The organism is Mesorhizobium sp. M0633, from assembly GCF_040320645.1.
Taxonomy (GTDB): domain Bacteria; phylum Pseudomonadota; class Alphaproteobacteria; order Rhizobiales; family Rhizobiaceae; genus Mesorhizobium.
The window spans coordinates 244,883-268,696 of sequence record NZ_JAMYQC010000001.1; the positions used below are offsets into that span (position 1 = coordinate 244,883).

Genomic DNA, 23,814 nt, shown 5'->3' on the forward strand with positions numbered 1-23,814 from the left:
TCGGCGGTGATTCCGATCCTGCGTCCAATGCGTTGAAATCGCGTGACATTGTCGCCCGCTCGACAGGTCACGGCATCAACGGTGTCTGCATCATCTGCAAATGCAGGTCCTTGCCGGTCCAGGGATGCGCCTCGCAGACGGCTTCGTCGAGTTCGACACCGAGGCCTGGCTCCTTCGACGGGATGACGTTGCCGTCCTGCCATTCGATCTTCTTCTTGAGCAGCTTCGCGTGAAAACCGTCCCACTGTTTCAGCGATTCCAGAATGAGGAAATTGGGCAGCGTCACCGCAAGCTGGATGTTGGCGGCGCCGACGATCGGCCCGCAATAGCAGTGCGGCGCGACCTGGATGTGATAGGCCTCGGCCATGGCCGCGATCTTCTTGGTTTCGAGAATGCCGCCGGAGCGGCCAAGGTCCGGCTGCAGAATGGTCGCCGCACGGTTCTCGATGACGCGGGCAAATTCGAATTTCGTCGTCAGTCTTTCCCCGGTTGCGATGGGGATCGAAGTGCCGCGCGCCACTTGAGCCATGACCTCGGGCATGTCGGGCGGCACCGGCTCCTCGAACCACAGCGGATCATAGGGCTCGATGGCGCGAGCCAGGCGCAGCGCGCCCGATGCGGTGAACTGACCGTGCGTGCCGAACAGGATATCGGCGCGGGTGCCGACCGCCTCGCGGATCGCCTTGACCATGCGGGCGGAGAGGTCGACGTCGACGAGGCGCGGCTGGTGGCCGTCGAAGGCGGTGTAGGGGCCGGCCGGGTCGAGCTTGACCGCATTGAAACCCTGCTCGACATATTCCAGCGCGCAGGCAGCAGCCAGGTCGGGGTCGTTGTAGACGTTCTTGCCGCGCGCGTCCTCGGAGTGGACGCTGCCGCTGTGCGGGTAAAGGTAGGTATAGGAACGCAGCGTTTCGTGTACCTGGCCGCCAAGCAGCTTGTAGACCGGCTTGCCGGCCTCTTTGCCGATAATGTCCCAGCAGGCGATTTCGAGCGCCGAAAAGCATCCCATCCCGGACACGTCGGGGCGCTGGGTGAAGCCGGACGAATAGGCGCGGCGGAAGAAATTCTCGACGTCGTGCGGATCGCGGCCGATCAGATAACGTTCCGCCATGTCCTCAACCATCTTCACCGTGACATGGGCCGAGAAGGTGGCGTTGTAGGCTTCGCCATAGCCAACGACGCCGCCATCGGTGGTGAGCTTGACGAAAATGAAATACTTGCCGCCGATGCCGGGTGGCGGATTGCCGACAACCCAGGTCTTGACGTCGGTGATTTTCATTTTTGATCCTCCAATACCAGTTCGGCGCCCTTCCATCCGGTCATGATCGCGGCGGCGTTGGTGTTGCCGGTTATATTGTCGGGAAAGATCGAGGCATCGATGACGCGCAAGGTCTGGATGCCGTGCACCTTGAGGCGCGGATCGACGACGGCGCGCGCCGCGTCCGGCCCCATGCGGCAGGTCGAGACCGGGTGATAGACGGTGCCCGAGCGCTTCCTGAAATCCTGAATGAGATCGGCGTCGGAGGTGATCGAGGGACCAGGCAAAACCTCTTCCTCGATAATCTCGGCCATCGCCGGCATCGAGGCGATCTTCCTGACGAATTTCACCGCCGCCAGCATTTCAGCGACGTCCGCCTCGGTCGAAAAGGCATTGGCGACGATTTTGGGATAATCGCGCGGATTGGCGGAACGGATCATGATTTCGCCGCAGCTCGACGGACGGCAATTGGACAGCCCGATGGAAAAGCCCGGCCATGGATCGGGCGTCAGGATCGGGCGTTCGCCGCTCTTCGGAATGACAGTCGAAAACGCCTGGAAATAGAGCTGCATGTTGGGCCGCGCCGCGGCCGGATCGGTGCGGAAGAAGCCGCCGGCATTGTTCATCGACAGCGACAGCGGGCCTGAGCGCAAAAACACGTATTGCATGCCGACCAGCAGCTTGCCCCACCATGGGTGCAGGATCTGGTTGAGCGTCGGCAGCCTGCCCTTGAAAGTGTAATTGATGCCGACATGGTCCTGCAGGTTTGCCCCGACATTCTCGTTGGCGTGAACGACGGGAATGCCGAGCGCGCCAAGAAGCGCCGACGGGCCGATGCCTGAAAGCTGTAGCAATTGGGGCGAATTGACCGAGCCGCCCGACAGGATGATCTCGCGGCCGGCGCGGGCGGTTTTCGTCGCGCCATTCTGGAGATACTCGACACCGACGGCACGCTTGCTTTCGAACAGGATCTTTGTCGCCAGCGCGTTGATCTCGACGCGGACATTTTTGCGCTTCATCGCCGGGCGCAGGAAGGCGCGCGCCGCCGACATGCGGCGGCCGTTCCTGGTGGTGATCTGGTAGACGCCGACGCCTTCCTGCGAGGCGCCGTTGAAATCCGGGTTGAGCGGCAGGCCGGCCTGGTTGGCGGCGGCGAGATAGCGCTTGGTGAGCGGATGGACGGAGGTCGAGCAGTCGGTGACATGCAGCGGCCCGCCGACGCCGCGCCATTGGTCGGCGCCGGCCTGATTATCCTCCAGCGCCTTGAAGGCGGGCAGCAGGTCATCGAAGCCCCAGCCGGGATTGCCGGCCGCTGCCCAAGCGTCGAAATCCTCACGCGCGCCCCTGATCCAGACCATGGCGTTGATCGAACTCGAGCCGCCGAGCAGCTTGCCGCGCGGCCAGTGGTCGGCATTGCCGGCCAGGCCGGGATCCGGCTCGGCCTTGTAGTTCCAGTTGACCGCCGGGTCGAAGAAGGTCTTGCCGTAGCCGAGCGGCATCTGCACGTAGAAGCGACGGTCGCTGCCGCCGGCCTCGAGCACCAGCACCGAGAAGCGGCCGGAAGCCGACAATCTTTCGGCCAGGACCGAGCCGGCCGAACCGGAGCCGACGATGATGAAATCATAGGTCTGCATGGTGGATACGGCTGGCTCCGGAATTCGGCTCTAACCTAGGCTTGGGCGCGACGCGGCGTCGCCGGGTCTTCCGGCATCCGTTGTGAAAAAAGCGACCGGGGATATTCAGTCTGAATGTCAGCCTGTCGCCTGCTGCCCGAGTTCAGTCGTGTTCGCGCCCATCCGGGTCGAACAAGGCCGCAACCTCATTGGCTTCTTCCAGCAGGAAGGTGAACACGCTTGAGTAGGAGTTGATCGAACCCAACAGAGGATCATCACTCTCCCAGCGAAAGACCCTCCCGTCCGGATTCATGGCAATTAAATTCCTATTATCCCCGAGTGAACCAATAAAGAGAACATCGTCTGGTGCATTGCCTGGCCGTCTCTGTACATTCGGTTCCAGTATGGAGAAGGGTTGTTGACCCGCCTCCACTAAATTTGTGCGTGACCAGCTGCGTCGCAGCCCATAGACGTTTATATAATTCGCAAACAGACCTATCCCGTTGTGGAGCATGAGAAAGCAACGGAAATTATCTGGGAGTCGACGCGAAATTTCAGACTCCATCTGCCCAATTCCGATGGCGTCAAGCGGCGCATACAGTTGATGCAAATACGCTTCAGGCGCTCGATCAGGAGTATGCCCGATCCACTCTGTTCCATCCGGATATGTCTTCGTCCCGAGGCGTTTCCATTTATCGACTAGGGTTCGGAGCTCTCTGTATGCACGAGCGTCTTCATTGCTTGACCATTCTTCCTGCGAACGCATTGTCCCTAATAGCTCCATTTACCCACTTTTGACGGGTTCTAGGGTCTACCTTGTCAACCTGATCTATCACATCGAAAACAACGGGCGAACATCACAGAGTTGGTAATCACGCCCGACGGTGACTTTCGCGCCTACAACCTAAGGTCGCCAGCCAGTTCGTTCGGCCGGAGACGTGAGACTTGCCAAGCTGCGATCCGCTGCGGAAGTCTAGTCTTGCTGTTGCAATGTCGGTGAGCCTCGCTACGGCTTTGATTAATCTGTTTGCGTTCAGTAATGTTCGCCGGTGACAGCGAAGCGGGCGCAATAGCGGCTGGATGGCAACTTTCCACCCATAGCCGAAACTTCAAGCTGCGATCACAGGCGATGATCGGCAATCTGCTTGAAATCATAGCGCATGATCGGGCGGGCCGGCGTTCTGCGAGCGACGACCCTGAACCCGGCGCGCGCGAAGGTGGAGGCATATCCGCTGCCGGAAGCACTCGGCGATACGTCGGCCTCGAAAGGATAGGCTTCGAGTGCCGGAGCATTTGCGCGCCTTGCGACTTCCAGTGCTTCCGCAATCAGCTGGAATGTTACGCCCCGCCTGCGGTATCGTTTTCGCACGTAGAGGCAGGACAGGGACCAGACCGGCCTGTCGTCCACGCGCTTGAGCTGCCATAGCCGATCGAGCCAGGGCAGGGCATCTCGCAGCGTCACCCGGCACCAGCCGACAGCTGTATCGCCGTCGAAAGCGAGCAAACCCGGAGGCGGACCATGCTGGACGGCCTGCCGGAACGCTGCCTTGTTTTCCTCGCCGGGTCGCTTTCGATAAGAACTGCCGATCCGTCCGTACATACACCAACAGCGACTGCAGACGGCGCTGTCACCGAACAGGTCCTCGAGCGCCGGCCACAGATCGGGCGTTAATGGGCGAAAGCCAAGTTCCATGTCAGCCGTCATCCGCTATTGATATTGCCCAGTCTAGCCTGCACTGCGCGCTAGCGCATCATAGGTTGCGGTCCATGCGGGGATGTTCAAACCGGGGTTTCACTCAGCGTCCCTGTCGTGCTCCATCTCAGCGCAGAAAACCAAGCACGGCCTCCATGAACTCGGTGGGGTACTCGACATTCGACAAGTGGACCGCGGGCAGGACAACCAGTTTCGCGCCGGGCACCATCGCCGCGATCAACTCGCTATGGCTGGCGGCTGTCACAGTGTCGTGCCGGCCGGCGATCACCAACGTTGGCCTGGAAATCAGCGCTACGGTTCGGCGAAGGTCCGCATCGCGAACCGCCGCGAACAGACCAGCCAAGCCTTGCCGGTCGATGGCCAGCAGCATGGCGCGAAATTCTTCGATGACGGGCTCGTTGGCCGCCAGCATACGCGCAGGAAACCAGTTGCCCAGGAACATCTCGGCGGTTTCGGACATATCCGGCGCCTGCAGCACGGCGGCAATCCGCTCGTCAAACTGCTTTGCCGGTCCGAGGTAGGACGAGGTGTTGCTCAGGATCAAGCGCTCGATCCGCTCGGGCGCGTGGATGCCGAGCCACTGCCCGACGAAGCCGCCCAACGACAGACCGAGGAAGTGTACGCGTTCAATGCCCAGGGTGTCGAGCAACTCGATCACGTCGCGGCCAAGCCGGTCGAGCGAATAAGCGCCGGCCGGAACGCTCGACCCTCCGTGGCCGCGAAAATCATAGCGCAGAACACGGAAATGGTTCGACAGCTCGCCGACCTGCATGTCCCACATCCGCAGCGTCGTGGCGATGGAATTCGACAGCATCAGCACGGGCTTCCCGGCGTCGCCGTCGATGCGGTAGGCGATGCGTGTGCCATCGCCGACGGTCACGAAATCCAGCTCATTCATGGTGAATACACCTTCCTTCTTGGAGCGTTGAATGTGGCAAAGCCTAGCTGCGGCGCGCTTTTGAGGATATTACAAAGATAGGACTATCTCTGTAATAGAAGCTGACATGGCCGAATTCACTTTGCACGACCTGCAATGCTTCGATGCGGTGGTCCGCTGCGGCGGCTTTCAGCCTGCGGCGGCCATGCTGCATCGCTCGCACCCGGCTGTGTTCGCAGCCGTTGCAAAGCTGGAGCGGCAACTCGACCTCGTTCTCCTGGATCGCAGCGGCTATCGCGTGCGCCCCACCGAGGCAGGGCTGTCGTTCCATCGCAGGGCACAATCGCTGCTGCGCGAGCTCGAGGGCTTGCGGCTTCATGCTGCTCAGCTGTCAATGGGCGAAGAAAGCGAGATCCATGTGGTGATCGGCGACCTTTGCCCGCGTCCGCAGGCATTGGGCATGCTCGGACGGTTCTTCGCCCAGTGTCCGGGCACACGCCTGCACCTGCATTTCGAGGCGGTGGGCGGCCCGTGGGAGCGCCTCTTCGATGACGAAGCCGATTTGATCCTGCACTGGATCGACAAGAGCGATCCGCGGGTGGAATGGATCGATCTGTGCAAGGTGCCATTCGTTCCCGTGGTGGCTTCGGGCTTTCTGCCGGAGCGCATCAAGCGCCCCATCACGCCGGATCAGATGCACGCGTTCACCCAATGTGTCATGCGCGACACGGCCCGCCATTCACCGCAACAAGACTACTTCATGATCGAGGGTGCGCCTCAATGCATGGTGGCCGATCAGGGCATGAAGAAGGAAATCATCCTGCAAGGCCTCGGATGGGGCCACATGCCCCGCTTCCTGATCGAGGAAGAACTGCGCGACGGACGCCTGCAATCCATTGCCGGTCGTCATCTGCCAGGCCGCACCGAGGAGTTGGTGGTGGCGCGCCGCCGCGACCGGCCGCACGGGCCGATCTCGAACCGTCTGTGGGATCATATCGAGCAAGAGGCGCCGACGTTGCGCCGAGCGCTCGAACCCCGGCAACCTGTCCAGTAGGCGAAGCCAGGGCTCGGCGAGGCCGTTTAGCGGACGGCGGACCCAGCAGCCTTACCCGCTTAAGTCGATTGCTGCATAAGCTGCAGCAGTGAACTGCATCCCATCGCTATTCCCGCTGTTTATGAGGCGGATTATTGATGTCGCAAGGAGTTGGCCATGACCCGCGCCGACCACCGCCGAAGGGTGGGTCCGAGCGGTCGGCATCCGCCCCGGCAGCGACGACGTCTGGGACTAGCTTCATCTGCAATTCGAAGGACAAGACCATGAATATCGACCGTCGAACGTTCGGCATCGGCACCTTTAGTGCCGGCGCCCTGCTGCTTTCCCCGATCAGCCTCTTTGGGAGCAACGCTGCGGCTATCGCCGCCCGGTCTCCGGCTTCGCTTGCGAGCGCCCACAGGTTCATGCTCGGCGACCTCGAGATCACAGCACTGAGCGACGGCTACCTCAATCTCGGCCTCGAACTCTTCCCTTCCGCAGATACGGCTGCCGCCGAAGCGCTGCTGGCAAAGGCATTCCTGCCAAAACCACTCCCGACCTCGGTCAATGCTTACCTTGTCACCAAAGGTGACAGACGGGTGCTGATCGATACCGGCACGGCATCGGCGATGGGGCCCATACTGGGACATATACCTGAGGCGCTCGCCGCCGCTGGCGTCAGGCCGGAAGAAATCGACACGGTAATCATCACCCATCTCCATCCCGACCATGCCAACGGCCTTGTCGGTATTGGAGGCAAGGCCGCCTTCCCGGCAGCGGAGGTCGTGGTTGCCGCGCCGGAATTCGCTTTCTGGCACGATGACGGGATCCGGTCCAAGGCGCCCGACCAGATGAAACCGTACTTCGAAATAGCGCGCAAATCGCTGGTGCCTTACCATGGCAAGGTCCGGAAGATCGAAGGCGAAGTCGAGATCGCGCCCGGGATCAGGGCGTTGCCTGCGCCTGGACACACGCCGGGGCATCTCGCGCTTCGAATTGGCTCTGGTGACGCCAACCTGCTGCTCTTCACTGACGTAATCCACGCCTCCGCGCTGCAATTGGCGCATCCGGAATGGGCAATCGCCTTCGACGTGGACCAGGAGGCCGCAATCGCCACACGCAAGAAGGTGCTCGACATGGTGTCGGCGGATGGCCTGCTCGTCGCAGGCATGCACCGGCCCTTTCCAGGCATCGGTCATGTTATTCGCGAGGGCAACGCCTATGGCTACGTCCCGACGCCCTGGCCCGCTTTGTGAAGCACGCCTATTGGTAAGCTTTCTTACCTCGACCATGGAATGCAATCCTGCTGGTGCGCTCGTCTAGCTCCGCACAGCATCTTTTCAACACTGTCGACCGATAGCCGAACCTCAGGCCGCGACCTGTTCAGTGGCGCGTTGACCTGTCCGTGCCATGACGATACGGGATCGGGACAATCGGCTTCGAGAGGATTGGCCAAATGGTGCATTACGCGGACGGGCGGCCGATCGGCGATCTGACGCTCAGGACGCTGGCCATGCCTTCCGACGCCAATGCGGCAGGCGACATTTTTGGCGGCTGGGTGATGGCGCAGATGGATCTCGCCTGCGGCATCCGTGCCGCCGAGCGCGCCAAGGGCCGCGTGGTGACGGCGGCGGTGAAGGAAATGTCCTTCGCCAAGCCGATGAAGATCGGCGACACGCTGTGCATCTATACGCATGTCGAACGCGTCGGCCGCACCTCGATGACGCTCAAGGTCGAGGCCTGGGCGCAGCGCTATCTCTCCGATCTGATGGAGAAGGTCACCCATGCCGACTTCGTCATGGTGGCGCTGGACGGCGAAGGCAAGCCGAAGGCGGTTCCGGCCGAAGGCTGACCCGGCCTGATTCCAGAAGACGGATTTAAACAGCCGTCTCTCCCGCGCGGGGGATGCGGACAGCGATCCCGCGTGGTCTTTGGCTAACGGGTTCCCGCATGCGCGCCTGCAGCGCGACCGACGGGATCTTGGGAGGAAAGACAATGCGTCAACACATGCTGAACGCTGCCCTGGCGGGTGCCTTTGCAGCCTTGTTCTGCCTGTCGTCCGCAAGCGCTTTGGCGGAGGTCAAAAAAGGCGATCCAGGCGCCACCTGCACGTCGGAAAACCGCACCATCAACGGGCAAGCGGCCAAGTGCGAGATCTGCTCGGCGACGAAATGCGACACCAGCGGCACGACGGTGAGCAATTGCCGCAAGGAGACGACCACGACCTGCACAATTGGCGGCAAGGTGGTCAGTCCCAACCCGAAATGGAATCGGATCGAGAAGCTGCCGAAGAGCAAGATGCAGTTACAGCAGTAGGGCTCGTCCGGAGGATCCCGACAGGTTCAAACCCTTGCAGCACAAGGGTTCAGCTGTGCATGGCGTCGAACTTCTCGCGCGCCGCCTTGACGCGCTCGGTGTTCTTGCGTGCCCATTCGCCGAGCGCATCGACCGGCACCAGCAGTTCGTAGCCAAGATCGGTCAATTCGTAGTCGACCCGCGGCGGGATGGTCGGGAACACGGTGCGCGTAACGAAGCCGTCGCGCTCGAGCCCGCGCAAGGTCGTGGTCAGCATCTTTTGCGAAATGCCGCCGACCGCGCTGCGCAACTCGTTGAAACGCAGCGGCCCGTTGCCAAGCTTGCCGACCACGAGCACCGTCCATTTGTCGCCGACGCGCTGCAGGATTTCCGAGATGGCGCGGCAGTCCTCGGTGCGGTGCGGGTGCCTTGGTAACAAAAAAGTGCCTCCTTGCACATTGAGCGGCCAGTTACTCATATAGCTCAGGTATCTAAACGATACCAGTATTCCCGTAAGGAGAGCCCCCTCTATGTCAAAACCCAAAATCGCCATCATCATTGGTTCAACCCGCGCGGCCCGCTTTGCCGACGTCCCGACCCAATGGATTGCCAAGATAGCCAAGTCGCACGCCGACATCGACGTTGAAGTCGTCGACCTGCGCGATTTCCCGCTGCCGTTCTTCGATGAGGTCGCATCCTCCGCCTGGGTGCCGTCGCAGAACGAAGTGGCGCAGCGCTGGCAAAAGAAGGTCGCCGGATTCGACGGCTTCATCTTCACCGCCGCGGAATACAATCATGGCCCGACGGCCGTGCTGAAGAACGCCATCGACTACGCCGCCAACGAGTGGAACAAGAAGCCGGCCGGCTTCGTCGGCTATGGCAGCGTCGGTGGCGCGCGCGCGGTCGAGCAGCTGAGGCTGCATGCGGTCGAGTTGCAGATGGCGCCGGTGAAGTCCGCCGTACACATCGCCTGGGCCGATTTCCTTGCCGTCAAGCAAGGCGACAAGAAGCTCGATGAGTTCGAGCACCTCAACCAGGCGGCAACCGCGCTGGTCAACGACATTGCATGGTGGGCCAGGGTGCTGAAGACGGCGCGTCAGGCCGATGCCGTCGCCGAGGAAGTCAAGGCGGCCTGAGCACAGGTTCGAGCAGTCCTCCCAAGGATTAATTCTCCCAAGCATTGGGGCGGCGCATGCGCCGCCCTTTTTGTTCACACGGCATGGGCGTCCTGCGCTTGCCGTGGTCTGATGATGCAATCGGCAAGGCGGTCCATCTCATTCAGCTCGTCGGCATGATGCTGGCCCCACTGGCAAAGTGCCAGCAGGATCGGCTCGAGGCTGAGGCCGAGCCGCGTCGCCGAATATTCGACGCGCGAAGGTATCTCGGCAAAGATCTCGCGACGGACGAGGCCGTGCTCTTCCATTTCGCGAAGCTGCTGGATCAGCACTTTCTGGGTGATATCGGGCATCAGTGCCTGCAGCGCCGACAGCCGCCGGGGCCCGTCGAAGAGATGGTACAGGATGACCGCCTTCCAGCGGCCCGAAATCACTTTCAGCGCGCGCTCCGCCGGCAGCGTCGGCAGTCTCTTGATCAGCTTGGCCATGGTCACCTCCCGGTCAGCAGCGGACAAATCGGTATGTAGTCGAAGCCAGGCAGATAGTGGCAAACAGCGGCCGATGCCAACAGCGATCGGTGCATGCGATGATAGCCATTCAACTGAGCCGCTTCGGCGGGCCCGACGTTCTCGACATAGTCGCGGTGCCGAAGCCTGAGCCGCAAGCCGGCGAGGTCTTGGTCCGCGTTCATGCGGCCGGGGTGAATTTCTTCGAAGTGCTGATGCGCGCGGATCGCTATGCGGTGACGCCGCAACTGCCGATGATCCCTGGCGTCGAGGCCGCCGGGATCGTGGAGGCGCTTGGGCAGGGGGTGGACGCTTCCTTGCTCGGCACGCGCGTCGCCGCGTCGTTGTTCGCCTCGAGCCGCCCGTTTGGCGGCTATGCCGAGTATGTGACGATCGACGCAAGCCTGGCCGTGCCCTTGCCGGATTCGCTCTCGTTCGAAAACGCGACGGCATTGATGGTGCAAGGACTGACGGCATTGTATCTATCGCGGCAAAGCCCGCCGGCCGGCAGATCGGTGCTGGTCGCCGCTGCCGCGGGCGGCGTCGGTTCGTTGCTCGTCCAGCTTGCCAAGCGCGCCGGCGCGAGCCGTGTCATCGCGGCAGCCGGCAGCAAGGCCAAGCTCGACCTTACTTTGTCGCTGGGAGCCGATGCTGCCGTCGACTACAGCAACACGGATTGGCCGGTGCACGTCCGGTCAGCGACAGACGGCGCTGGCGTCGACATCATCCACGACATTGTCGGCGGCCCGCTGACGGCGGTTGCGCTGGATGCTCTGGCACCTCGCGGAGAGTTGGTGTTTGCAGCACTTGGCAGATACGCGCTCGGCGCCCCGGAGATGGAGGCGATGATCGGCCGCAACCAGTCGCTGAAGGGTTTTGCCCTGCTGCCGTTGCTGTCTAGGGACGGGCTCCGTGACGGCCTTTTGGAGCTTTTCGATCTGGCCGCTGGTGGTCAGCTTGTGGTGACCAAAGGTGGCCGCTTCCCGCTCGACCAGGCCAGCCAGGCGCATCGCCTGCTGGAGGAGCGCGGCGCGACCGGCAAGGTCGTCTTGATACCTTAGTAGGTGCTCCGCAAGGATCCGGGGTTGTGCCGTACAGGCCGTCAGCGAACCCGGTAGAACGGATTTGGCAGCAGGAACAGCTTCTCGGCATGCCCGCCGAACAGGTCGGATGGCTGGTCACCGACATTGGCAATTATCGTGTAGCCGGCCTTTTCGATTTCGGCCCTTATGGGTGACTTGAAATCTGCGGCGGAGCCGTATTTGGCCCCAGGCTGGACCATGTAAAGGTGCTCGTAGCCGGCATAGCCGGCCGACTGCAGGTTCTGTTCGGTTGCCTGACGCTGGTCCTCCGGACGTCCGGTGATGAAGAACACCGCGACTTTCGCCGTTCGCGCCTGCCGGAAAACCTCCAGCACGGCGTCGATGGCCGGATCCTTCGCAAGCTGATCCCAGGCGGCCCAGCCACAGGGACCATCGATTGCGATGTCGCAGGCGCCGCCGATCGGGCGGCCGAAATTGTCACGTGTGATCACTTCCCAGTTGGCCAAAGCCGTCTCGTCGATATCGAGCACCAGTGCGGGGCGAGGCACCTCCATTGCGCGCTTGATGACCCAGTCGCCTGCCTGCTTCGCCACAGCGGCAAGGTCGCGGTCATAGTCGCCGGAATCATGATAATTGGCAGCCGCCAGCATCGCATCGCCGACATTGGCTGGCTGGGACGGGCTTGTGAGAAGGAGCGAGTCGGAACGTGCCGGCGCAGGAACATTTGTGCCAATCATCAGCACGATTGCCCCGGCACGCGCAATTCTATTCCAACCAATCGCCCGCATCACGAGACTTTGCTGTCACGAGAAGTCGGCTGTCAAGCGAGGTCTTCCAAAGGTAGTGTCTCAGTTTGAAATTTGAAATATGCGAAAGCGCCTATCCCGGTTTGCTCGCCTAGGCGAAACCGCCTATGTGCTCAGCGGAAAGCATGGAAGGCACCCAATGTCAGATCCGATTCAGTTGCTACCATTCGCCTTGTTGACAGTCCTCACAGCAATCCCCGCGTGGGTGCTGTTTGGGCGACTAAGAATGTCTCGGGCGTGGGTGCTTCTCTCTGTGGTCCCGTTGGGAATGATAATCATTCTCTGGGTCGTCGCGTATAAGCGCTGGCCAATTCAGGAGGCAGCAATTGCCCACCGGACCTAAAGGCCAGAAGCGCCCCGCCGATGTGATCGGCAACGCCGTCCGCGTCATGCGCCTGCGAGGAAGTCGTGCTTCGGTGGCCAGGCACGCCGCCACCGCCTGACTACGATGGACCGTCGTCCTAATTTCAAACTGAGACACTACCCTTCCACAGGTCCTCGAGACCGCGACGCTGAATTGGACATTCCAGATGCCGAATGTCTCTATGGGTTGCTGCACGCTACACGATTTCCGCCGTCGCGGTCTTTGCCTCCAAACAGGTGACGCACCGCCGGAACCGCCGGTCGAAATGCGTCACCCGAAAATCATGGCCGTCACGCGCTTTGCCGTGCCCTACGCCGCCTGAACGATCTCGACCAGTTCAACGTCGAACACGAGATCGCGCCCGGCCAACGGATGATTGCCGTCGAGCTTGACGCTGGTGTCGTCCACGCCGACGACTGTTACCGGCATCGGGCGCCCTTCCGGGGTTCTGACCTGCAGTCGAGCGCCGATATCGACATTGATGTTGTCTGGTACGCGGGCGCGGTCGACGGTCATGACCGCTTCGGGGCGGTGGGGGCCATAGGCGGCGTCGGCGGGAATGGTGACGGTGCTTTTCGCGCCCACCTCCATACCCTCGACATGGGTTTCGAGACCGGCGATCACTTGTCCTTCACCCAACGTGAATTGCAGCGGTTCGTTGCCGGAAGAATCGAACTGAGTGCCGTCAGCCAGGCGGCCATTGTAATTGATGCGCACGGTGTCGCCATTCTTGGCCTGTGTCATGATAGCCATCCTTTGAAAGTTTCGAGGGGCCGGCCAGAGCTCACGGTCCCGTCCTCGATCATCCACACACTTAGGTGCGCGGCGCGAAACGCTAAAACTAGGGACCTGGCTGCCGATGTAAACCCCGATTGCGCGACGCCGGCATGACCCGCCGGCGTTCGTCGCCTTCGGCAGCAGTGCACCGGTCTAGCAGTCATGCCGGCTCAGCCCATCCAGGCGGCGTGCAAATGGCGGCTAGATCAGGTTATGGCCGCCATCGATGCGGATCGTCTCGCCGGTCGTGAAGTCGCTTTCCATGAGGTAGAGGTAGGCGGCGGCGACGTCCGCAGCGGTCGGAATTTTTCTCGATGGCAACCGGGCAGCCATGTCGGCAAAGAAGCTGGATTTGGCTTCTCCAACAATGTCCCACATCGGTGTATCGACCCATCCGGGCGACACGACATTGACGCGCGTCGGGGCCAGTTCGAGCGCCAGGGCGCGGGCGAAGTAGCTGAATGAACCGGCAATCGCGGAGACGACCGAGCCTCCCGGCACCGGCGGCCGATCCTTATTTATTCCCGAGGTGAAGGTCATCGAGCCGCCGGCTTTCAGGGTGCGCACAGCATGCTTGGAGAGCATGACAGCGCCAATCAGCTTGTTATCGACGAAGCCTCGCACAGCCTCCATGTCGGTACTGCCGATCGGATCGCCGGGCGGCAGTGTTCCGGCGGTCGATACGAGGTGATCGAAGGGACCGACCTCGTCGAACAGGCGAGCGACGTCCGCTTCGTCGGTCATGTCGGCGACCACGCTGGTCACGCGGCCCGCATTGAGCGTCCGTTCGGCAGCCAGCAGTTTCTCGGGCGAGCGTCCGACGATCACGACCTTCGCTCCGCCGTTGAGAGCAGCTTCCGCGACGCCGAGACCGATGCCGGAACTACCGCCGACGACGATGACTTTCCTGTCCACGAGCGATGTCATGAGGGTTCTCCGTTCGTTGCGATTGCGATGAGGGTCAGGCCTTGCCGGCATAGGCGGCTTCGAGGTCGGCGATGATGATCTTGCGCATCCCGTACATCGCCTGCCGGACGCGGTTGGCCTTTTCGCGATCCGGATCGGCACTGAGCCGCGGCAGGATTTCCGGGATGACCTGCCAGTAGACGCCGTATCTGTCGGTGAGCCAGCCGCAGGGTTGTGCCTTGCCGCCGCCGGCGGTGAGCGCCTCATAGTAGTAGTCGGTCTCGGCCTGGTCCCTGGTCTCGATGTAAAGCGAGAGCCGCTCGTTGAAGGGCGGCTGCGGCCCGGCATTGAGCGCAGTAAGGTGCAGTCCTTCGAGCTCGAAATCGAAGGTGGCATGCGGGACCGTCTTGTTGGTTCCGGACACCCAGTCGGTGTATTCGATGGTCTGGAGCGCTTTGCTGTTCTTGAAGACCGAGAGATAGAAATCGCGGGCTTGCTCCGCATCGGTGTTGAACCAGAGGAATGGGTGGATGGTGGCCATGTCCGTTCTCCGTTAATTCCTTGCGACAGCGATCTTTGGCGAAGAGCCTGTCCGCTGTTGCTTTCGTTCAGGCTAGCGGTGGTCCGACGGCCGATAGACCGAACCGTCCCAGTCGCGGGCAAACCCGAGGTCTTCGAGCCGGCGGGTCGAGAAGCGTGCAATCTGCCGCCCGGTCCGGCGCCGGCTGCTCGAGGCGAGGATGCGGCCGGCCATTCCGCTCAGGACGTCGACGATGGGTTCAACTCGTTTGGCGTTCATGGTGCTCTCCTGGAGTGGCGGCAGTTTTGGTTTCAGCAGTTGCCCCGCGACTTTCGTCAGCGAGAGTATCAGTCACATCAAACTCGCCTTTTTGCAGCGGCGGTGAATGACTGATTACGCGAGCAAATATGCCGGCTTCTGGCCTGGACGACAAACGACTTATCGGCGACAATTTGTGAGCATCACTCACACGTACAGGTATCGATCCATGCCCCGGAAGCTGCCTCCCCTCACCACCTTGCCAAGTTTCGAGGCCGCGGCGCGCCTGTTGAGTTTCTCCAAGGCGGCAGAGGAACTTCATGTCACCCACGGTGCGATCAGCCGGGCGATCAAGAATCTTGAGGATCAGCTCGGTGAGCAGCTGTTCGAGCGCGGTACGCGTTCGGTGAGTCTGACAGCCGTTGGCGAGCCCTATGCGCGGGCGGTGCGCGAGGCGCTCGCCCAGTTGGCCACCGCCACCGCTGCAGCAACAGCCCGCTATTCAAGCTCGACATTGAACGTCAGCACCTCCGATGGCTTCGCGGGGAGATGGCTGGTGCCGCGCCTCTATCGCTTTCACCGTGCGCATGGCGACGTCGATGTGCGGGTTTCGACAAGCGGGAAGCTGACCAACTTCCTCGGCGACGGCATCGATGTCGCCGTCCGTTATGGCAGCGGAAACTATCCGGGGCTCACGTCGGAATTCCTCACCGGCGAGGAGGTGTTTCCAGTGTGCAGCCCAAAGCTTCTTGAGGGTGCACATCCGCTCCGCACGCCTCAGGACCTCAAACACCACACGCTGATCCGTGACAGCTTTCCGATCGACTGGGCGACCTGGCTGGCAAGCGCCGGGGTCGAGGGCGTGGACCCGCAGAGCGGGATTACCTTTGACTCGGCCACCTTTGCCATGGAGTCGGCCGCACAAGGCGAGGGGGTGGTGCTCGGCCGGACCATGCTCGTTGCGGCCGACCTTGCCGCCGGGCGACTCGTCCGCCCCTTCGGCCACGCCCTGAAATCCCCCTCCAGCTTCTATTTCGTCTACCCGCCAGAGGCGATCCGTCAGCGCAAAGTCAAGGCTTTTCGGGATTGGCTGCTCTCAGAAGTCGCGCCGCAAATGGACTGACGGGAAGGCCGAGAGAACAGGATCGTCTACATCGCGCAGTCATCATCGGCTCGCCCGAAACGCGGTGACGATCCAGGCACGCGAGTCGAAAAGCACACTGTCCGCCGTCAAATGCGCGTCGAGCAGATCGCGCAACCGCCGCAGCGCCGCGTCGACATCCACATCTGCGCGGGCGAGCGGATCCTTGACCAGTTGCAGGCCAAGCAAAGCGTCATAGGCCGCATCGACGTCCTGGCCGTAGAAGACCGGCTCATGCACTTCGGCAAAGTCGACCGAAACAAAACCGGATGCACGCAAGATCTCCGCGGTGATGGCGGGGTCGCCAAGCGAAAACGGGGTGGCGGCGCCCCCCGATATGGCGGTCCCCGGCGCAATTGCCCGCTGAATGGCAGTTGCCCACTCGTTACGGTCCTGGCATTGCCATACCATCCACACAAGACGTGCCCCTGGTCGCATCGCCCGGGCGATATTGGCGAACGCCGCCGCCGGATCGGCAAAGAACATCACTCCAAATCGACTAATGCACAGATCGAAGCCGGCAGGCGGAAATACCAGCAATTGCGCATCGCCGCGCTCAAAGGCGACGTTTCGCAATCCCTCTTTCGCGCTACACTTCCGGGCGATCTCGAGCATCTCGGCCGATACGTCCACGCCGAGCACGCTGCCTTCCACCGCGACACGGGCAGCATCACGAGAGGATTGTCCCGAACCGCATCCGATATCGAGCACGCGATCGCGCGTTCCCACCTTGACCGCAGCCCTGAAGACCTCGTTGTGCCGTCGCAGTTCGGCGTCGTAAAACGCAGCGCAGTTCAGCACCATCGCACGCCTGCCTGGAGATGATGGGCCGGCAGCATTTCCGGCCGCTCTGCCCTGATCTTTTCGCGTCGGGCCACCCCCGAACTGTCAGCCGCGCCGCGCCGCCTCGATCGCTGCAACGTCGATTTTCTTCATCTCCATCATCGCCTCGAATGCGCGCTTTGCTTCATCGCCGCCGGCGGCCATCGCCTCGGTCAGCACGCGCGGCGTGATTTGCCATAAGATGCCCCATTTGTCCTTGCACCAGCCGCAGGCACTTTCCTGGCCGCCATTGCCGACGATGGCGTTCCAATAGCGGTCGGTCTCCTGCTGATCGTCGGTGGCGATCTGGAAGGAGAAGGCTTCGTTGTGTTTAAACGCGGGCCCGCCATTGAGGCCGAGACAGGGGATGCCGGCGACCGTGAACTCGACCGTCAGCACGTCGCCTGCCTTGCCGGACGGGTAGTCGCTGGGAGCGCGGTGGACGGATTTCACCGAACTGTCGGGAAAAATCTCGGAATAGAAGCGGGCCGCAGCCTCGGCGTCCTTGTCGTACCAAAGGCAGATCGTGTTCTTGGCGATTGTCATTGCTGGTCCCTTTGCTTTCGAAATCAATCTGGGCTTTTGAAATCAACCCGGGTTTTTCACAGCTGGCCTCGGCGTTGCACCGGACATGGAAATGCGCTCGTGCCATCGACGTTCCGACAGCAGCAGCTGCCCGGAATCAAGGTACCACGGCTGGTGCTTTCAAGACCAGATGCGGGCAGTGACTCGAACCGGCGATGGTCCGCCTGGTCCGACCGGCGGCCTCACTCTTTGCGTAGGGCAGCGCCGCTTTGCTCAAGGTCGCGCTGGCTTTCCGTTGGCGCGCCGTTGCCTCAGAAGGCGCATGAGCAAGTTCCGTCTGTCCTTGCGCGGGACGAGTTCGATATCGCTGACAAGTTTTGCGCCGCCCTTGTCCCGCTCCAATGTGATCTTGCGGCTGTGGAAGGCCTCCAGCTCGGCGCGGTGCGCTACGCTTATGATGGTGACCTTCGGCAATTCGCGAATAATCATCTCCATCATCTTGTCCTGGCTCTTCTCGTCGAGTGCCGACGTTGCCTCGTCCAGCACGATGATATCGGGGCGGTGCAGCAGAAGACGCGCGAAGGCGAGGCGCTGCTTTTCGCCACCCGACAAGGTCTGGTCCCATGGCGCGTCCTCCTCGATCCGGTCGTTGAGGTAGTCGAGTCCCACCTTGTCGAGGGCAGCCTTGATCTTATCCAGCGTCCAGTTGTCGGCGGCGCCTGGATAGGCGACAGCGCGGCGAAGCGTCCCGGTCGGGATGTAGGGCCGTTGCGGCAACATGAACAACCGTCTGTCGGCGCGGATGTTGACGCTGCCGCTACCCCATGGCCACAGACCCGCGACGGCCCGCACCAACGTACTCTTGCCCGAGCCGGATTCGCCGGCGACGAGCACCCGCTCGCCTGGTTCGATCACGACCTCGGTTTCCTTGACCACGGCGGTGCCGTCGTCGAGCGACACGGAGAGATTGTTCAGGCTGAGCATCGCATCGCCGCCGGTCTCGCCGCGCTTTATGCGTCCCAGTGTGTTGCTCTGTTCCGCGCGCTCGAGCCCGTCGAGCGACATCATCAGCGAGGCGATGCGCCGTGCACAGGCGTTCCAATCGGCGAGACGGGGATAGTTGTCGACCAGCCATCCGAACGCGCCCTGCACGATGGCAAAGGCCGAGGCAGCCTGCATGACCTGTCCAAGTGTCATGCTGCCTTCGAGGAACTTTGGAGCGCAAAGCAAGACCGGCACGACAGGCGCAAACAGGCTCGACCCCTGAGACACCAGCGCCGTGCGCATGTGCTGGCCTGCAAGGAGCGCCCATTGCCTGAGCACATGGGCAAATGTCTTGTCCATGCCGCTGCGCTCCTCCTCCTCGCCGCCGAGCAATGCGATGCTCTCGCCGTTTTCCCGCACGCGCGTCAGCGTGTAGCGGAACTCGGCTTCCGCCTGATTTTTTCCCTCGGAGAGGTGGACGAAATGGCGGCCAATGACCGCCATCGAAGTGGACGTGATCGCGGAATAGAGCACTGCGGTGATGACCAGGAAGCCGGGAATGGTGACCGTCGAACCTGCAATCGTCAGGGTCAGGGCGCCGCCGATCGTCCACAGCACCACGATGAAGGTCGAGGCCGACAGAAATGCGACGATGACACCGGCGATGAAATCGACGGGCGATTCGGTGGCAATCCGCAAATCCTCGGCGATGCGGGCTTCGGGGTTGCTATGATCGCCGCCGACGAGGTTCAGCTGATAGTAGCGGCCGCTTGCGAGCCAGCGCGCGATGACCGCGGTGGTGAGCCAGGACCGCCAGCGGCGCTGTATCCTCATGCGAAAGAAGACTTGTGCCACCACAAGGCTGGCGCTTCCGATCACGAGTGGCAGGAATACGGCGCTCAGCCAATATACGGTGTGGGCATTGCGTTGCTCAATGGCGTCGAAAATTGCGCGATTCCAGACATTGATCCCATACTGGAAGCCGACATTGGCGACGATCAGGACCAACAGCCCGATCGTCAACGGCCAGGCGACCCTGTCGCCACTGCCGCTCCAGTAACCGCGCGCGCTGATCCAGAAGCGCTTAAGCAGGTATCTCTTGCGCGCCCGCTCGGCCTCTTCAGGTGTCAGCTCAGGATCGGGTTCGGTGACATCCGGCGGCGGCGCGGGCTCGCCGACGACCTCGGACGCGACTTCGACAGTCGACTGTTTCTCGCGGCGCGACTTCTCGGCATCGCGCGATTGGGCGCCGTCAACCGATTTCAGCTTAAATTTAGCCTCGGGCATCCGGCGATAACGGCTTAAAAATCAGAAGGTTTCATAGCGTCCGCTCGAGATCCCAGATGCCAACAACGCCAAGGCTTCTCAGCTGTTCCGGTGCTCGCAGCAGCCTATGGTCGTTCTCGATGACAGGCTTTGATCGTTGCGGGGCAGACCGCCGAGCGTCGGCTGCGGGTCAGTCTGCAACAAAGCATCACCTGCTGCGGTCTCGAGAATTCGCTTCAGGCTCTCAAGATTTGTCCGCATGCTGCATTCGAAGAGGCTGGACGCAAGCGGCGCGAGAAGTGCCATCGGCCCGAGTCAACGGGATCGAGGAGGAGAGATCATCTCGATTGCGATTGCGAGCATCTGCTGCCCAGCCGGACCGCGCCAGCCCCGAGTTCCGGAACAAGGGTGCGATTTTGCCGTTGAGCCAGAAACTGGAAGCGACCCGCATGTCCGAATTGCCGAATGAAGAGATCGAAGGGCGGCTGAACGCCCAGCGCGAGACTCTGGCGCTGGTCGTTGCGCTGCTTGCCAGCAAGGATACGGCACCCGAGCGAATATGGGCCGAACTGGAGGCCCGTTTTCAGTTTCAGAACAGTCAGGAGGACCCTGGCGTCCTGCCAAGCCGCGCATTCGCCATCGAAGCTGCGAAGATGCGGGAGTTCAAGCTGATCGCCGAAGAGGCGCAGGCGCGCAATGCGGAATGGAACCGCAGGGACAAGCCACAGGGCGCCAGCTGAAACCCCGGAGAGTGGATGCAGGACCGGCTATTTTACAATGACTGAGCAAGCGTCAGCTTTGCTGCAAAAGTGTACGTGCCAACTCTTGCCATTCCTCGTCAAGCGTTAAGGTCGACGGCGCCGCCTTGCTGCGGCGATACCAATATTCCGCATTCGACTGGTCGCCTTCCTTGCGGTGGAGATAGGCATGCACGTGCATGCCCGCCGTATCGTCGCGCTGCTGCGCGCACTCGTGCGCCTTAGCCCAATCGCCCTTTGCATCCCACCACAGCGCCTGCAGGGCAGGGCTCAAGCCGGCTGGCGGCTGTGGTTTCGCAATCGAATCCCTGAAGGCTTGCAGATCCATTTTTCCACCTCGGTAAGATGCAGAGCGCCAATAATACCCGCACCGGCAGCCGACCGAAAGCGTGCTTTGGGCGGGATGACCGGAATGGGCGGACGTCCGATAACCGAACGGCCAGACGGTTGATTCGATGACGTGCATGAAATAGTGCGCGCCACGACACCATGACGCCTGAGACAGCGAGGATGAGCCGATGACAGCCTCCGACAAGCCGCGCCAATTCTACCACGGCACCCGGGCCGATCTTAAGCCGGGAGACCTGATCGAAGCCGGTTACAGCTCCAATTACGGGGCGCGAAAGCAGGCAGCCTGGGTCTATCTAACCGGCACTCTGGATGCGGCTATCTGGGGTGCAGAACTGGCCGCCGGTGACGGACGCGAAAGGATCTACATCGTGGAACCAACCGGCCCGGTCATGGACGACCCCAATCTTACGGACAAGAAATTTCCCGGCAATCCGACGCAGTCCTATCGCTGCCGCGAGCCGCTCAGGATCACGGGCGAGGTCACCGAGTGGCAGGGCCACTCCCCCGAGCGGCTGAAAGAGATGAAGGACCATCTCGAACGGCTGAAGGCACAAGGTATCGAGGCAATCGATTGATCGCTGAGTTCTGCGATTGCCAAGCTTGGCTCTGACCTACGGTCGGCGGCAGTCCCCGCGAAATACGGCTCCACGTCCGCAATGGGTCCGCGAGTTGTCGTTGCTTGCAGGGCTGGAGAGCGGATGCTCCTTTTCATCTCGTCGCGAACGTGATGATCTCTGGGCTCGAAGGGCCAAGTGGGCTGCCGTCAAAGCCGCCGAATTGCTGTTCGATCCGTAGCCCCGCGTTCCCCAGCAGGCTCGATAAGGCGTCCGTCTCGAGGAATCGCAAGGTGCTGCGACTAACTTGCGGAAGGCTCGGATGCTTTCCGCCGAACCTGTGGGTGAATGTCACCGTCTGTCCATCGAACCGCATGATCACCTCTGTTGTGATCTGCACCAGCGACCCGTCAGGCAGCTCAACGACGACCGCATTTTCGGGTGTCCAGTGCTCCCACGCCCGCACCGAAGGGTTCCGCGTTTCGAACGCGAAGCATCCGCCTGGCACAAGGGCGTGTCGGACAGCCGCCATGAAATCCCTCAGGTCTTCGTCGCTGACAAGGGCCTGGAATGCGTGCCCCGTCATCACAATGAGATCAAACTCGGCTGTCCAGCCGGCCGATTGGAGATCGCCGAGAACCCATTCGATATCCGCGCGCGTTCGTGCGCGATTCAACACGCCGGGTGCTGGGTCGATGCCGCAGAGCCGCCCTGAATGTCCGGCCAGGCGTGCCTCGTGAAGGAGGGTGCCCGTTCCACATCCGACATCAAGCACCGCGTCTGCTGTTAGAATGCGGGGCAGGTAGAAATCATAGTCGTCGCGCGCAGATCTCGGGTGCCAGGCGTCGTAGACGGCAGCGAGATATGGGTCGGCGAAAAGGTGGTCGACCATAGGCGGTATTCCCAATCAATTTTGACTGTGCGAGCGGCGTCGCCGCGAGCATATAGCCCATAAGTCGCGTCGATCGTTACCGCACGACCTCGCGGTGGCGGCCGGGCAGGCGGGTGGCGATGAGCTTGTCGATGCGGCGGCCGTCGAGGTCGACGACCTCGAAGCGCCAGCCTTGCGCGTCGACACATTCGCCGGTCGCCGGCAGATGGTGCAAATGCGACAGCACATAGCCGGCGACGGTTTCGTAATCGCGGCTCTCAGGCAGGTCGATGCCGAGGACCTCTGCCATCTCGTCGGCCTGCATGTAGCCGGCGAGCAGCCATGAGCCGTCCTCGCGCTTGACGGCGTTTTCCTCTTCGCCGGCGTCGAGATCCGAACGGAAGACGCCGGTGATCGCTTCCAGAATGTCGGCCGGGGTGACGATGCCTTCGAAATGGCCGTATTCGTCATGCACCAGCGCCATCGGCACGTCGGATTCCTTCAGCGTCGCAAGCACGTCCAGCGCGTCGGCCTGGTCATGCACGATCGGCGCGGCCCGCACGTGCCGGCGCGGGTCGAGAGCGCGGCCGCCGAGCATTGCGGCCAGCACGTCGCGGGTCTGGACGACGCCGATCATGGCGTCGACGCCGCCGTCGCCGGCCGGCAGGCGCGAATGCTGGGTGTCCATCAGCAGCTTCCTGATGGCCGCCTCGTCGGATTGCAGATTGATCCAGTCGACTTCGGTGCGCGGCGTCATCACCGCGCGCACGGCACGGTCGCCGAGCCGCATGACGCCGGCGATCATCCGCCGTTCGTCGGATTCGATGGTGCCGTGGTGCTCGGCTTCGGCGACCAGCATCTTGATCTCCTCGTCGGTGACCTTATCCTCGCTCTGACCGCGCTGGCCAAGCAGCCACAGGAGGGCGCGGCCGGAAAAATCGAGCAGGAAGACCAGCGGCGCCGAGACGCTGGCGAGGATGGTCATTGCTGGGGCGACCCTGACGGCTACCCGTTCGGGGTCGCGCAATGCGATCTGCTTGGGCACCAGTTCGCCGATGATCAGCGAGCCATAGGTGATGAGGGCGACGACGATGCCGACGCCGAGCGGATCGGCGAGGCTTTCGCGGATGCCGGCCGACGCCAGGGAGGTGGCCAGCCGCTCGCCGAGCGTGGCGCCGGAAAAGGCACCGGACAAGACGCCGACCAAAGTGATGCCGATCTGCACCGAGGACAGGAATTTTCCCGGATTGGCGCCGAGCGCCAGGGCCCGGCCGGCGCCCTTGACGTTGCGGTCGATCATCGTCTTGAGGCGCGCCGGCCGCGACGAGACGATGGCGAGTTCGGACATCGACAGAAGGCCGTTCACGCAGATGAGGACGACCACGATGGCAATTTCAGCATAAAGCATGCCGGGTCCATAGCATTGCCGCGCGGTTTTCGAAAATAGGACGGTCGCG

27 protein-coding genes are annotated in these 23,814 nt (G+C 62.0%); 9 read left to right on the forward strand and 18 right to left on the reverse strand.

The genetic code is table 11. The features are described 5' to 3' along the window. Window positions 1-67 precede the first annotated feature (67 nt). The 5 genes from NKI47_RS01190 to NKI47_RS01210 form a co-directional block, all read right to left on the reverse strand. Window positions 68-1,279 (reverse strand): mandelate racemase/muconate lactonizing enzyme family protein, encoded by a 1,212-nt coding sequence (locus tag NKI47_RS01190; protein ID WP_352586811.1) that lies wholly within the window; start codon window positions 1,277-1,279, stop codon window positions 68-70. After that, window positions 1,276-2,892: a GMC family oxidoreductase gene (locus NKI47_RS01195; protein WP_352586813.1), complete on the reverse strand. Its 1,617-nt coding sequence runs from the start codon at window positions 2,890-2,892 to the stop codon at window positions 1,276-1,278. The genes NKI47_RS01190 and NKI47_RS01195 overlap by 4 nt, the downstream gene beginning before the upstream one ends. Window positions 2,893-3,034: 142 nt before the next feature. Further along, entirely contained in the window at window positions 3,035-3,637 is a 603-nt protein-coding gene (locus NKI47_RS01200; RefSeq protein ID WP_352586815.1) for an SMI1/KNR4 family protein, read from the reverse strand. A 354-nt stretch (window positions 3,638-3,991) separates the two neighbouring features. Continuing rightward, window positions 3,992-4,564 (reverse strand): GNAT family N-acetyltransferase, encoded by a 573-nt coding sequence (locus NKI47_RS01205; protein ID WP_198023584.1) that lies wholly within the window; start codon window positions 4,562-4,564, stop codon window positions 3,992-3,994. Window positions 4,565-4,691: 127 nt separating this feature from the next. Beyond that, window positions 4,692-5,483, reverse strand: a complete 792-nt coding sequence (locus NKI47_RS01210) for an alpha/beta fold hydrolase (RefSeq protein WP_023678383.1) — start codon at window positions 5,481-5,483, stop codon at window positions 4,692-4,694. 106 nt (window positions 5,484-5,589) lie between these two features. Here NKI47_RS01210 and NKI47_RS01215 point away from each other — a divergent pair, with 106 nt between their 5' ends. The 4 genes from NKI47_RS01215 (at window position 5,590) to NKI47_RS01230 (ending at window position 8,811) form a co-directional block, all read left to right on the forward strand. Further along, a complete protein-coding gene (locus tag NKI47_RS01215) occupies window positions 5,590-6,516 on the forward strand; it encodes a LysR family transcriptional regulator (protein WP_352586817.1) in 927 nt (308 codons plus the stop codon). A 263-nt stretch (window positions 6,517-6,779) separates the two neighbouring features. Beyond that, window positions 6,780-7,751 carry an MBL fold metallo-hydrolase gene (locus tag NKI47_RS01220; protein ID WP_023678381.1) on the forward strand — a complete coding sequence of 324 codons (972 nt, stop codon included), beginning with the start codon at window positions 6,780-6,782 and terminating at the stop codon, window positions 7,749-7,751. A 200-nt stretch (window positions 7,752-7,951) separates the two neighbouring features. Further along, window positions 7,952-8,347, forward strand: coding sequence for an acyl-CoA thioesterase (locus NKI47_RS01225; protein ID WP_023678380.1), 396 nt, complete (start codon window positions 7,952-7,954; stop codon window positions 8,345-8,347). Between the two features lie 143 nt (window positions 8,348-8,490). Then, a complete protein-coding gene (locus NKI47_RS01230) occupies window positions 8,491-8,811 on the forward strand; it encodes a hypothetical protein (RefSeq protein ID WP_023678379.1) in 321 nt (106 codons plus the stop codon). A 49-nt stretch (window positions 8,812-8,860) separates the two neighbouring features. Here NKI47_RS01230 and NKI47_RS01235 read toward each other — a convergent pair whose 3' ends face one another. Beyond that, window positions 8,861-9,229: a winged helix-turn-helix transcriptional regulator gene (locus tag NKI47_RS01235; RefSeq protein WP_023678378.1), complete on the reverse strand. Its 369-nt coding sequence runs from the start codon at window positions 9,227-9,229 to the stop codon at window positions 8,861-8,863. 91 nt (window positions 9,230-9,320) lie between these two features. On the opposite strand from NKI47_RS01235, the gene NKI47_RS01240 reads away from it, so the two are divergent. Continuing rightward, window positions 9,321-9,926, forward strand: coding sequence for an NADPH-dependent FMN reductase (locus tag NKI47_RS01240; RefSeq protein ID WP_023678377.1), 606 nt, complete (start codon window positions 9,321-9,323; stop codon window positions 9,924-9,926). A 74-nt stretch (window positions 9,927-10,000) separates the two neighbouring features. Here NKI47_RS01240 and NKI47_RS01245 read toward each other — a convergent pair whose 3' ends face one another. Then, the gene (locus NKI47_RS01245) at window positions 10,001-10,393 is read right to left on the reverse strand and encodes a winged helix-turn-helix transcriptional regulator (protein WP_023678376.1); all 393 of its coding nucleotides are present in this window, start codon (window positions 10,391-10,393) and stop codon (window positions 10,001-10,003) included. Window positions 10,394-10,491: 98 nt separating this feature from the next. On the opposite strand from NKI47_RS01245, the gene NKI47_RS01250 reads away from it, so the two are divergent. Beyond that, complete coding sequence (locus NKI47_RS01250) at window positions 10,492-11,472, forward strand: quinone oxidoreductase family protein (RefSeq protein ID WP_352586819.1); 981 nt, start codon at window positions 10,492-10,494, stop codon at window positions 11,470-11,472. 41 nt (window positions 11,473-11,513) lie between these two features. Here NKI47_RS01250 and NKI47_RS01255 read toward each other — a convergent pair whose 3' ends face one another. The 5 genes from NKI47_RS01255 to NKI47_RS01275 all read right to left on the reverse strand — a co-directional run bounded on the left by NKI47_RS01255 (window position 11,514) and on the right by NKI47_RS01275 (window position 15,106). Beyond that, window positions 11,514-12,104 carry an HAD family acid phosphatase gene (locus NKI47_RS01255; protein ID WP_352586821.1) on the reverse strand — a complete coding sequence of 197 codons (591 nt, stop codon included), beginning with the start codon at window positions 12,102-12,104 and terminating at the stop codon, window positions 11,514-11,516. An 829-nt stretch (window positions 12,105-12,933) separates the two neighbouring features. Further along, complete coding sequence (locus NKI47_RS01260) at window positions 12,934-13,368, reverse strand: FKBP-type peptidyl-prolyl cis-trans isomerase (protein WP_352450461.1); 435 nt, start codon at window positions 13,366-13,368, stop codon at window positions 12,934-12,936. Window positions 13,369-13,602: 234 nt separating this feature from the next. Further along, complete coding sequence (locus tag NKI47_RS01265; RefSeq protein WP_352586823.1) at window positions 13,603-14,328, reverse strand: SDR family oxidoreductase; 726 nt, start codon at window positions 14,326-14,328, stop codon at window positions 13,603-13,605. Between the two features lie 34 nt (window positions 14,329-14,362). Then, window positions 14,363-14,848 carry a VOC family protein gene (locus NKI47_RS01270; RefSeq protein WP_352450460.1) on the reverse strand — a complete coding sequence of 162 codons (486 nt, stop codon included), beginning with the start codon at window positions 14,846-14,848 and terminating at the stop codon, window positions 14,363-14,365. A gap of 72 nt (window positions 14,849-14,920) precedes the next feature. Next, complete coding sequence (locus NKI47_RS01275) at window positions 14,921-15,106, reverse strand: DUF1127 domain-containing protein (protein ID WP_352586825.1); 186 nt, start codon at window positions 15,104-15,106, stop codon at window positions 14,921-14,923. A gap of 208 nt (window positions 15,107-15,314) precedes the next feature. Here NKI47_RS01275 and gcvA point away from each other — a divergent pair, with 208 nt between their 5' ends. Further along, window positions 15,315-16,208, forward strand: a complete 894-nt coding sequence (gcvA, locus tag NKI47_RS01280; RefSeq protein WP_352586827.1) for a transcriptional regulator GcvA — start codon at window positions 15,315-15,317, stop codon at window positions 16,206-16,208. 42 nt (window positions 16,209-16,250) lie between these two features. Here gcvA and NKI47_RS01285 read toward each other — a convergent pair whose 3' ends face one another. The 3 genes from NKI47_RS01285 to NKI47_RS01295 form a co-directional block, all read right to left on the reverse strand. Next, a complete protein-coding gene (locus NKI47_RS01285) occupies window positions 16,251-17,030 on the reverse strand; it encodes a class I SAM-dependent methyltransferase (RefSeq protein WP_352586829.1) in 780 nt (259 codons plus the stop codon). Window positions 17,031-17,114: 84 nt separating this feature from the next. Beyond that, complete coding sequence (locus NKI47_RS01290) at window positions 17,115-17,588, reverse strand: VOC family protein (protein WP_352586945.1); 474 nt, start codon at window positions 17,586-17,588, stop codon at window positions 17,115-17,117. A 258-nt stretch (window positions 17,589-17,846) separates the two neighbouring features. Continuing rightward, window positions 17,847-19,844 (reverse strand): ABC transporter ATP-binding protein/permease, encoded by a 1,998-nt coding sequence (locus NKI47_RS01295; protein WP_352586831.1) that lies wholly within the window; start codon window positions 19,842-19,844, stop codon window positions 17,847-17,849. Between the two features lie 428 nt (window positions 19,845-20,272). On the opposite strand from NKI47_RS01295, the gene NKI47_RS01300 reads away from it, so the two are divergent. Continuing rightward, window positions 20,273-20,563: a hypothetical protein gene (locus tag NKI47_RS01300; RefSeq protein WP_352456962.1), complete on the forward strand. Its 291-nt coding sequence runs from the start codon at window positions 20,273-20,275 to the stop codon at window positions 20,561-20,563. 52 nt (window positions 20,564-20,615) lie between these two features. Here the strand turns inward: NKI47_RS01300 and NKI47_RS01305 are convergent, their stop codons facing one another. Further along, window positions 20,616-20,909, reverse strand: coding sequence for a hypothetical protein (locus NKI47_RS01305; RefSeq protein ID WP_352456963.1), 294 nt, complete (start codon window positions 20,907-20,909; stop codon window positions 20,616-20,618). 190 nt (window positions 20,910-21,099) lie between these two features. On the opposite strand from NKI47_RS01305, the gene arr reads away from it, so the two are divergent. Next, on the forward strand, window positions 21,100-21,507 hold the full coding sequence (arr, locus tag NKI47_RS01310) for an NAD(+)--rifampin ADP-ribosyltransferase (RefSeq protein WP_352456964.1): 408 nt from the start codon (window positions 21,100-21,102) through the stop codon (window positions 21,505-21,507). 133 nt (window positions 21,508-21,640) lie between these two features. Here arr and NKI47_RS01315 read toward each other — a convergent pair whose 3' ends face one another. Then, on the reverse strand, window positions 21,641-22,378 hold the full coding sequence (locus NKI47_RS01315; protein WP_352456965.1) for a class I SAM-dependent DNA methyltransferase: 738 nt from the start codon (window positions 22,376-22,378) through the stop codon (window positions 21,641-21,643). A 76-nt stretch (window positions 22,379-22,454) separates the two neighbouring features. Continuing rightward, a complete protein-coding gene (locus NKI47_RS01320) occupies window positions 22,455-23,765 on the reverse strand; it encodes a hemolysin family protein (RefSeq protein ID WP_352456966.1) in 1,311 nt (436 codons plus the stop codon). Between the last annotated feature and the right edge of the window lie 49 nt (window positions 23,766-23,814).

What these genes read in the sequence shown, in the direction of transcription:
- NKI47_RS01225 (WP_023678380.1), top strand. Translation starts at nt 7,952, where the DNA reads ATGGTGCATTACGCGGACGGGCGGCCGATCGGCGATCTGACGCTCAGG.
- NKI47_RS01295 (WP_352586831.1), bottom strand. Translation starts at nt 19,844, where the DNA reads ATGCCCGAGGCTAAATTTAAGCTGAAATCGGTTGACGGCGCCCAATCG.
- NKI47_RS01240 (WP_023678377.1), top strand. Translation starts at nt 9,321, where the DNA reads ATGTCAAAACCCAAAATCGCCATCATCATTGGTTCAACCCGCGCGGCC.
- arr (WP_352456964.1), top strand. Translation starts at nt 21,100, where the DNA reads ATGACAGCCTCCGACAAGCCGCGCCAATTCTACCACGGCACCCGGGCC.
- NKI47_RS01275 (WP_352586825.1), bottom strand. Translation starts at nt 15,106, where the DNA reads ATGAACGCCAAACGAGTTGAACCCATCGTCGACGTCCTGAGCGGAATG.
- NKI47_RS01270 (WP_352450460.1), bottom strand. Translation starts at nt 14,848, where the DNA reads ATGGCCACCATCCACCCATTCCTCTGGTTCAACACCGATGCGGAGCAA.
- NKI47_RS01265 (WP_352586823.1), bottom strand. Translation starts at nt 14,328, where the DNA reads ATGACATCGCTCGTGGACAGGAAAGTCATCGTCGTCGGCGGTAGTTCC.
- NKI47_RS01260 (WP_352450461.1), bottom strand. Translation starts at nt 13,368, where the DNA reads ATGACACAGGCCAAGAATGGCGACACCGTGCGCATCAATTACAATGGC.
- NKI47_RS01205 (WP_198023584.1), bottom strand. Translation starts at nt 4,564, where the DNA reads ATGGAACTTGGCTTTCGCCCATTAACGCCCGATCTGTGGCCGGCGCTC.
- NKI47_RS01255 (WP_352586821.1), bottom strand. Translation starts at nt 12,104, where the DNA reads ATGCTGGCGGCTGCCAATTATCATGATTCCGGCGACTATGACCGCGAC.
- NKI47_RS01195 (WP_352586813.1), bottom strand. Translation starts at nt 2,892, where the DNA reads ATGCAGACCTATGATTTCATCATCGTCGGCTCCGGTTCGGCCGGCTCG.
- NKI47_RS01285 (WP_352586829.1), bottom strand. Translation starts at nt 17,030, where the DNA reads ATGGTGCTGAACTGCGCTGCGTTTTACGACGCCGAACTGCGACGGCAC.
- NKI47_RS01215 (WP_352586817.1), top strand. Translation starts at nt 5,590, where the DNA reads ATGGCCGAATTCACTTTGCACGACCTGCAATGCTTCGATGCGGTGGTC.
- NKI47_RS01230 (WP_023678379.1), top strand. Translation starts at nt 8,491, where the DNA reads ATGCGTCAACACATGCTGAACGCTGCCCTGGCGGGTGCCTTTGCAGCC.
- gcvA (WP_352586827.1), top strand. Translation starts at nt 15,315, where the DNA reads ATGCCCCGGAAGCTGCCTCCCCTCACCACCTTGCCAAGTTTCGAGGCC.
- NKI47_RS01305 (WP_352456963.1), bottom strand. Translation starts at nt 20,909, where the DNA reads ATGGATCTGCAAGCCTTCAGGGATTCGATTGCGAAACCACAGCCGCCA.
- NKI47_RS01245 (WP_023678376.1), bottom strand. Translation starts at nt 10,393, where the DNA reads ATGGCCAAGCTGATCAAGAGACTGCCGACGCTGCCGGCGGAGCGCGCG.
- NKI47_RS01250 (WP_352586819.1), top strand. Translation starts at nt 10,492, where the DNA reads ATGATAGCCATTCAACTGAGCCGCTTCGGCGGGCCCGACGTTCTCGAC.
- NKI47_RS01300 (WP_352456962.1), top strand. Translation starts at nt 20,273, where the DNA reads ATGTCCGAATTGCCGAATGAAGAGATCGAAGGGCGGCTGAACGCCCAG.
- NKI47_RS01190 (WP_352586811.1), bottom strand. Translation starts at nt 1,279, where the DNA reads ATGAAAATCACCGACGTCAAGACCTGGGTTGTCGGCAATCCGCCACCC.
- NKI47_RS01320 (WP_352456966.1), bottom strand. Translation starts at nt 23,765, where the DNA reads ATGCTTTATGCTGAAATTGCCATCGTGGTCGTCCTCATCTGCGTGAAC.
- NKI47_RS01315 (WP_352456965.1), bottom strand. Translation starts at nt 22,378, where the DNA reads ATGGTCGACCACCTTTTCGCCGACCCATATCTCGCTGCCGTCTACGAC.
- NKI47_RS01210 (WP_023678383.1), bottom strand. Translation starts at nt 5,483, where the DNA reads ATGAATGAGCTGGATTTCGTGACCGTCGGCGATGGCACACGCATCGCC.
- NKI47_RS01200 (WP_352586815.1), bottom strand. Translation starts at nt 3,637, where the DNA reads ATGCGTTCGCAGGAAGAATGGTCAAGCAATGAAGACGCTCGTGCATAC.
- NKI47_RS01220 (WP_023678381.1), top strand. Translation starts at nt 6,780, where the DNA reads ATGAATATCGACCGTCGAACGTTCGGCATCGGCACCTTTAGTGCCGGC.